Here is a 1,445-nt window from a genome sequence, read left to right as displayed (position 1 = left end):
GAACGCTCTCCTACCATGCGTGCAAAGCACGCATCCGCAGCTTCGGTATATAGCTTAGCCCCGTTACATCTTCCGCGCAGGACGACTCGATCAGTGAGCTATTACGCTTTCTTTAAAGGGTGGCTGCTTCTAAGCCAACCTCCTGACTGTTTTAGCCTTCCCACTTCGTTTCCCACTTAGCTATATTTGGGGACCTTAGCTGGCGGTCTGGGTTGTTTCCCTCTTGACACCGGACGTTAGCACCCGATGTCTGTCTCCCGTGATTGCACTCTTCGGTATTCGGAGTTTGCTATGGCGGGGTAATCCGCAATGGACCCCCCAACCATGACAGTGCTCTACCCCCGAAGGTGAGACACGAGGCACTACCTAAATAGTTTTCGGAGAGAACCAGCTATTTCCAAGTTTGTTTAGCCTTTCACCCCTATCCACAGCTCATCCCCTAACTTTTCAACGTTAGTGGGTTCGGACCTCCAGTACGTGTTACCGCACCTTCATCCTGGCCATGGATAGATCACTTGGTTTCGGGTCTACGCCCAGCAACTGAACGCCCTATTCGGACTCGCTTTCGCTACGCCTGCCCTATACGGTTAAGCTTGCTACTGAACGTAAGTCGCTGACCCATTATACAAAAGGTACGCCGTCACCCCTTACGAGGCTCCGACTGTTTGTATGCATGCGGTTTCAGGATCTATTTCACTCCCCTCCCGGGGTTCTTTTCGCCTTTCCCTCACGGTACTGGTTCACTATCGGTCGATCACGAGTATTTAGCCTTGGAGGATGGTCCCCCCATCTTCAGACAGGATTTCACGTGTCCCGCCCTACTTGTCGTACACTTAGTTCTTTCATACTGTTTTCGCCTACGGGGCTATCACCCGCTATGGCCGCACTTTCCAGAGCGTTCGGCTAACAATACAAATAAAGAGTACAAGGCTCATCCCATTTCGCTCGCCACTACTTTGGGAATCTCGGTTGATTTCTTTTCCTGCGGTTACTTAGATGTTTCAGTTCACCGCGTTCGCTTCACATAGCCTATGTATTCAGCTATGGATACTCCAAAAGGAGTGGGTTTCCCCATTCGGACATCTACGGATCAAAGCTCGTTTGCCAGCTCCCCGTAGCTTTTCGCAGGCTACCGCGTCCTTCATCGCCTGTGATCGCCAAGGCATCCACCACATGCACTTGTTCGCTTGACCCTATAACGAGTCTGTCTCTCCGACAGTCGTTACAGGTTGAGTTTTCGCGTTGTGCCGTATTCCAATTGAGTCAAACATAGAGTTCGAATCATCTTGAGATACATCGATACAATCACAACCCGGATAGTTTTCACGTCCATCTCATAGACGCTTCCGCTATCCAAATTACTTACTTCTTCCAGATTGTTAAAGAACGACAGCCGATACGTACTACGTATCACTCTGACTGGCTCAATCGCCAATGCAAAATTC

At 50.0% G+C, this 1,445-nt stretch carries 1 rRNA gene and 1 pseudogene; both read right to left on the bottom strand.

The features are described from left to right. Positions 1 to 1,193 (bottom strand): 23S ribosomal RNA (locus tag VL15_RS36320); the annotation flags it as partial. Positions 1,194 to 1,222: 29 nt separating this feature from the next. Continuing rightward, a pseudogene (locus VL15_RS43430) lies at positions 1,223 to 1,445 on the bottom strand (hypothetical protein); the annotation flags it as partial.

It is taken from the genome of Burkholderia cepacia, from assembly GCF_001039005.1.
GTDB lineage: Bacteria > Pseudomonadota > Gammaproteobacteria > Burkholderiales > Burkholderiaceae > Burkholderia > Burkholderia theae.
This window is presented reverse-complemented; position numbering and strand designations above follow the sequence as displayed.